The following is a 5,636-nucleotide window of genomic DNA, read 5'->3' as shown; positions in this document are numbered from 1 at the left end:
TGTCCGGCGGTGTCCTACTCTCCCACAGGGTCGCCCCTGCAGTACCATCGGCGCTGCGAGTCTTAGCTTCCGGGTTCGGAATGTGTCCGGGCGTTTCCCTCGCGCTATGGCCGCCGAAACTCTAGGACCAACGTGTTCCGCCCGTGGTGGGTGGGGTGTTGGTGGTCTCGGTGTGTCCCTGGCCCCCGGGTGCCGCCCGGGTTGGGTGGTGTTGGGGGGTGGGACGGGTCTGCTGTGCAGTTGTGTGTGTTCGTCTGTTGGGAACCACAGAGTGGACGCGAGTCACCTTGGGCCATGTACACCCGCCTTGAACGGTGTACATGTGGTGATTGTCAAGTTGTCGGCGTATTAGTACCAGTCAGCTGCACACCTTGCGGTGCTTCCACATCTGGCCTATCAACCCAGTCGTCTGGCTGGGAGCCTCTCCCCCGAATGGGGATGGAAATCTCATCTCGAGGCCGGCTTCCCGCTTAGATGCTTTCAGCGGTTATCCATCCCGAACGTAGCTAACCAGCGGTGCTCCTGGCGGAACAACTGGCACACCAGAGGTTCGTCCAACCCGGTCCTCTCGTACTAGGGTCAGATCCTCTCAAATTTCCTGCGCGCGCAGAGGATAGGGACCGAACTGTCTCACGACGTTCTAAACCCAGCTCGCGTACCGCTTTAATGGGCGAACAGCCCAACCCTTGGGACCTACTCCAGCCCCAGGATGCGACGAGCCGACATCGAGGTGCCAAACCATGCCGTCGATATGGACTCTTGGGCAAGATCAGCCTGTTATCCCCGAGGTACCTTTTATCCGTTGAGCGACAGCGCTTCCACAAGCCACTGCCGGATCACTAGTCCCGACTTTCGTCCCTGCTCGACCTGTCAGTCTCGCAGTCAAGCTCCCTTGTGCACTTACACTCGCCACCTGATTGCCAACCAGGTTGAGGGAACCTTTGGGCGCCTCCGTTACTCTTTGGGAGGCAACCGCCCCAGTTAAACTACCCACCAGGCACTGTCCCTGAACCGGATCACGGTTCGAAGTTAGATATCCAGAGTGACCAGAGTGGTATTTCAACAATGACTCCACGAACACTGGCGTGCCCGCTTCACAGTCTCCCACCTATCCTACACAAGCCACACCGAACACCAATACCAAGCTGTAGTAAAGGTCACGGGGTCTTTCCGTCCTTCTGCGCGTAACGAGCATCTTTACTCGTACTGCAATTTCGCCGAGTTCGCGGTTGAGACAGCTGGGAAGTCGTTACGCCATTCGTGCAGGTCGGAACTTACCCGACAAGGAATTTCGCTACCTTAGGATGGTTATAGTTACCACCGCCGTTTACTGGGGCTTAAATTCTCAGCTTCGCTCCGAAGAGCTGACCGGTCCTCTTAACCTTCCAGCACCGGGCAGGCGTCAGTCCGTATACATCGTCTTGCGACTTGGCACGGACCTGTGTTTTTAGTAAACAGTCGCTTCCCACTGGTCTCTGCGGCCTTCAACGCTCCGGGAGCAAGTCCCTTCACGAATCCGGCCCCCCTTCTCCCGAAGTTACGGGGGCATTTTGCCGAGTTCCTTAACCACGATTCTCTCGATCTCCTCGGTATTCTCTACCTGACCACCTGAGTCGGTTTGGGGTACGGGCGGCTGGAACCTCGCGTCGATGCTTTTCTCGGCAGCATAGGATCACCCACTTTTCATCCGCATCACGTCTCAGCCTGCATGAGCGACGGATTTGCCTATCGCTCGGCCTACACGCTTGCCCCGGGACAACCATCGCCCGGGCTGGGCTACCTTCCTGCGTCACACCTGTTATCACGCTCACTCCACCAGACGGGGTCGCACGCCGCCACCAGGATCCGTCCCGAAGGACATCACCAGGTCTTGGGATGCTTAGCACTCCTGATCTCGTGTGGGCGGTTCTTCGCCGGTACGGGAATATCAACCCGTTGTCCATCGACTACGCCTGTCGGCCTCGCCTTAGGTCCCGACTTACCCAGGGCAGATTAGCTTGACCCTGGAACCCTTGGTCTTCCGGAGGACGGGTTTCTCACCCGTCTTTCGCTACTCATGCCTGCATTCTCACTCGTGTGCCATCCACGGCTGGTTTCCACCGCCGCTTCACCCGGCACACGACGCTCTCCTACCCATCACCACGACTGGACCACGAAGGCCTATCGATATGCGGCAATGCCACGACTTCGGTGGCGTGCTTGAGCCCCGTTACATTGTCGGCGCGGAATCACTTGACCAGTGAGCTATTACGCACTCTTTCAAGGGTGGCTGCTTCTAAGCCAACCTCCTGGTTGTCTGTGCAACTCCACATCCTTTCCCACTTAGCACGCGCTTAGGGACCTTAGTCGGTGGTCTGGGTTGTTTCCCTCTCGACGATGAAGCTTATCCCCCACCGTCTCACTGCTGCGCTCTCACTTACCGGCATTCGGAGTTTGGCTGACGTCAGTAACCTGTTGGGGCCCATCGGCCATCCAGTAGCTCTACCTCCGGCAAGAAACACGCAACGCTGCACCTAAATGCATTTCGGAGAGAACCAGCTATCACGAAGTTTGATTGGCCTTTCACCCCTATCCACAGCTCATCCCCTCAGTTTTCAACCTAAGTGGGTTCGGTCCTCCACGACGTCTTACCGTCGCTTCAACCTGGCCATGGATAGATCACTTCGCTTCGGGTCTAGGACCTGCGACTCAAACGCCCTATTCAGACTCGCTTTCGCTACGGCTACCCCACACGGGTTAACCTCGCCACAGATCACTAACTCGCAGGCTCATTCTTCAAAAGGCACGCCGTCACAGTAACAAGACTGCTCCGACGGTTTGTAAGCAAACGGTTTCAGGTACTATTTCACTCCCCTCCCGGGGTACTTTTCACCTTTCCCTCACGGTACTTGTCCGCTATCGGTCATCTGGGAGTATTTAGGCTTATCAGGTGGTCCTGACAGATTCACACGGGATTTCTCGGGCCCCGTGCTACTTGGGATCCCCCTCCGGCCGGCCAGGCATTTCGACTACGGGACTCACACCCACTCCGGTCCGGCTTTCAATCCGGTTCGTCTATACCTGACGCGTCACCGCGGCTGTCCGGCAGAACAGCCCGAGAGGTCCCACAACCCCGACCATGCAACCCCTGCCGGGTATCACACATGACCGGTTTAGCCTCATCCGCTTTCGCTCGCCACTACTCACGGAATCACGGTTGTTTTCTCTTCCTGTGGGTACTGAGATGTTTCACTTCCCCACGTTCCCTCTACCCGCCCTATACATTCAGGCGGGAGTCACCAGGTCACCCTGAGGGCCTGGCGGGGTTTCCCCATTCGGAAATCCTCGGATCACAGCTCGTTTATCAGCTCCCCGAGGCTTATCGCAGATTACGACGTCCTTCTTCGGCTCCAGATGCCAAGGCATCCACCGTTTGCTCTTAGAAACTTGAAATCACATGAGTTCGATCGAATTCGTCTCCGACACCGAAGTGCCGGAAGAAATTGACCAGTGAATACGCCAAACAGCCACCCCGAAGGGCGCCACCTGGCGACTCACCTATGTGAAACAGCCCGAAGGCTGCTTCTAAGATGCTCGCGTCCACTATGTAGTTCTCAACAGACGACCAGAACCCCCACCCCCACCAGCACGAACACCGGCAGCGACGAAGGCCTGAACGGGAACCCTCCCGAACCAACGCACCCACCTCCCCGAAAGAAGACGAGCACCCAGGCCCTGTCCGGTCCCTCAGGACCCAACAGCGTGCACGCACCCAACCCTCCGACCCCGGTCGTTCCAACCACCCCGAAGAGCGGCGTACTGAACCAGAACCATCAGCCTGGATGCCTATGTCAATGTTCCACCCATGAGCTGCCGACCAAGGACATTCGCCTCGATGCCGGCCGCCTGGACACCCCGAAGAGCGCCAGAGCTCCTTAGAAAGGAGGTGATCCAGCCGCACCTTCCGGTACGGCTACCTTGTTACGACTTAGTCCTAATCACCGATCCCACCTTCGACGGCTCCCTCCACAAGGGTTAGGCCACCGGCTTCGGGTGTTACCGACTTTCATGACTTGACGGGCGGTGTGTACAAGGCCCGGGAACGTATTCACCGCAGCGTTGCTGATCTGCGATTACTAGCGACTCCGACTTCATGAGGTCGAGTTGCAGACCTCAATCCGAACTGAGACCGGCTTTTTGGGATTCGCTCCGCCTTACGACATCGCAGCCCTTTGTACCGGCCATTGTAGCATGCGTGAAGCCCAAGACATAAGGGGCATGATGATTTGACGTCATCCCCACCTTCCTCCGAGTTGACCCCGGCAGTCTCACATGAGTCCCCACCATAACGTGCTGGCAACATGCGACGAGGGTTGCGCTCGTTGCGGGACTTAACCCAACATCTCACGACACGAGCTGACGACAACCATGCACCACCTGTAACCGAGTGTCCAAAGAGTTCCACATTTCTGCGGCGTTCTCGGTCATGTCAAGCCTTGGTAAGGTTCTTCGCGTTGCATCGAATTAATCCGCATGCTCCGCCGCTTGTGCGGGCCCCCGTCAATTCCTTTGAGTTTTAGCCTTGCGGCCGTACTCCCCAGGCGGGGCGCTTAATGCGTTAGCTACGACACGGAAACCGTGGAAAGGTCCCCACATCTAGCGCCCAACGTTTACGGCGTGGACTACCAGGGTATCTAATCCTGTTCGCTCCCCACGCTTTCGCTCCTCAGCGTCAGTAAGTGCCCAGAGACCTGCCTTCGCCATCGGTGTTCCTCCTGATATCTGCGCATTCCACCGCTACACCAGGAATTCCAGTCTCCCCTACACCACTCAAGTCTGCCCGTACCCACCGCAGACCTCAGGTTGAGCCTGAGGATTTCACGGCAGACGCGACAAACCGCCTACGAGCTCTTTACGCCCAATAATTCCGGACAACGCTCGGACCCTACGTATTACCGCGGCTGCTGGCACGTAGTTAGCCGGTCCTTTTTCTGCAAGTACCGTCAAGGCCGAAGCCCCTTCTTCCTTACTAAAAGCGGTTTACAACCCGAAGGCCGTCATCCCGCACGCGGCGTTGCTGCATCAGGCTTGCGCCCATTGTGCAATATTCCCCACTGCTGCCTCCCGTAGGAGTCTGGGCCGTGTCTCAGTCCCAGTGTGGCCGGTCACCCTCTCAGGCCGGCTACCCGTCGACGCCTTGGTGAGCCATTACCTCACCAACAAGCTGATAGGCCGCGAGTCCATCCCAAACCGAAAAACTTTCCACCCCAAGCGATGCCGCTCAAGGTCCTATCCGGTATTAGCTCCGATTTCTCGGGGTTATCCCAGAGTCCAGGGCAGGTTACTCACGTGTTACTCACCCGTTCGCCACTAATCCACCCAGCAAGCTAGGCTTCATCGTTCGACTTGCATGTGTTAAGCACGCCGCCAGCGTTCGTCCTGAGCCAGGATCAAACTCTCCAAAAAAAAATGGTTCCCAACACCCCGAAAGGCGCCAGGGAGTTCAAATCACTGACAGAGAAACAACTGACTCAAAAAATCAAATTGTCCATCAATCAAAGGAAACCCGTCCCCCACCGAAGCAGGAAACACGGGGTTCAAAAATTGGCATTGAACATAGTGCACGCTGTTGAGTTCTCAAGGAACGGACGCACCCG

3 rRNA genes are annotated in these 5,636 nt (G+C 57.1%); all 3 read right to left on the bottom strand.

Annotated elements, in window-relative coordinates:
- Position 1: 1 nt before the first annotated feature.
- The 3 genes from rrf to ACIQH8_RS17565 all read right to left on the bottom strand — a co-directional run bounded on the left by rrf (position 2) and on the right by ACIQH8_RS17565 (position 5,445).
- Positions 2-118, bottom strand: a 5S ribosomal RNA gene (gene rrf, locus ACIQH8_RS17575).
- 210 nt (positions 119-328) lie between these two features.
- A 23S ribosomal RNA gene (locus ACIQH8_RS17570) occupies positions 329-3,432 on the bottom strand.
- 486 nt (positions 3,433-3,918) lie between these two features.
- A 16S ribosomal RNA gene (locus ACIQH8_RS17565) occupies positions 3,919-5,445 on the bottom strand.
- The 16S, 23S and 5S rRNA genes sit together here, the layout of an rRNA operon.
- Positions 5,446-5,636: the final 191 nt, after the last annotated feature.

The sequence above is a fragment of the Agromyces sp. GXQ0307 genome (assembly GCF_044769845.1).
Lineage (GTDB): Bacteria > Actinomycetota > Actinomycetes > Actinomycetales > Microbacteriaceae > Agromyces.
This window is presented reverse-complemented; position numbering and strand designations above follow the sequence as displayed.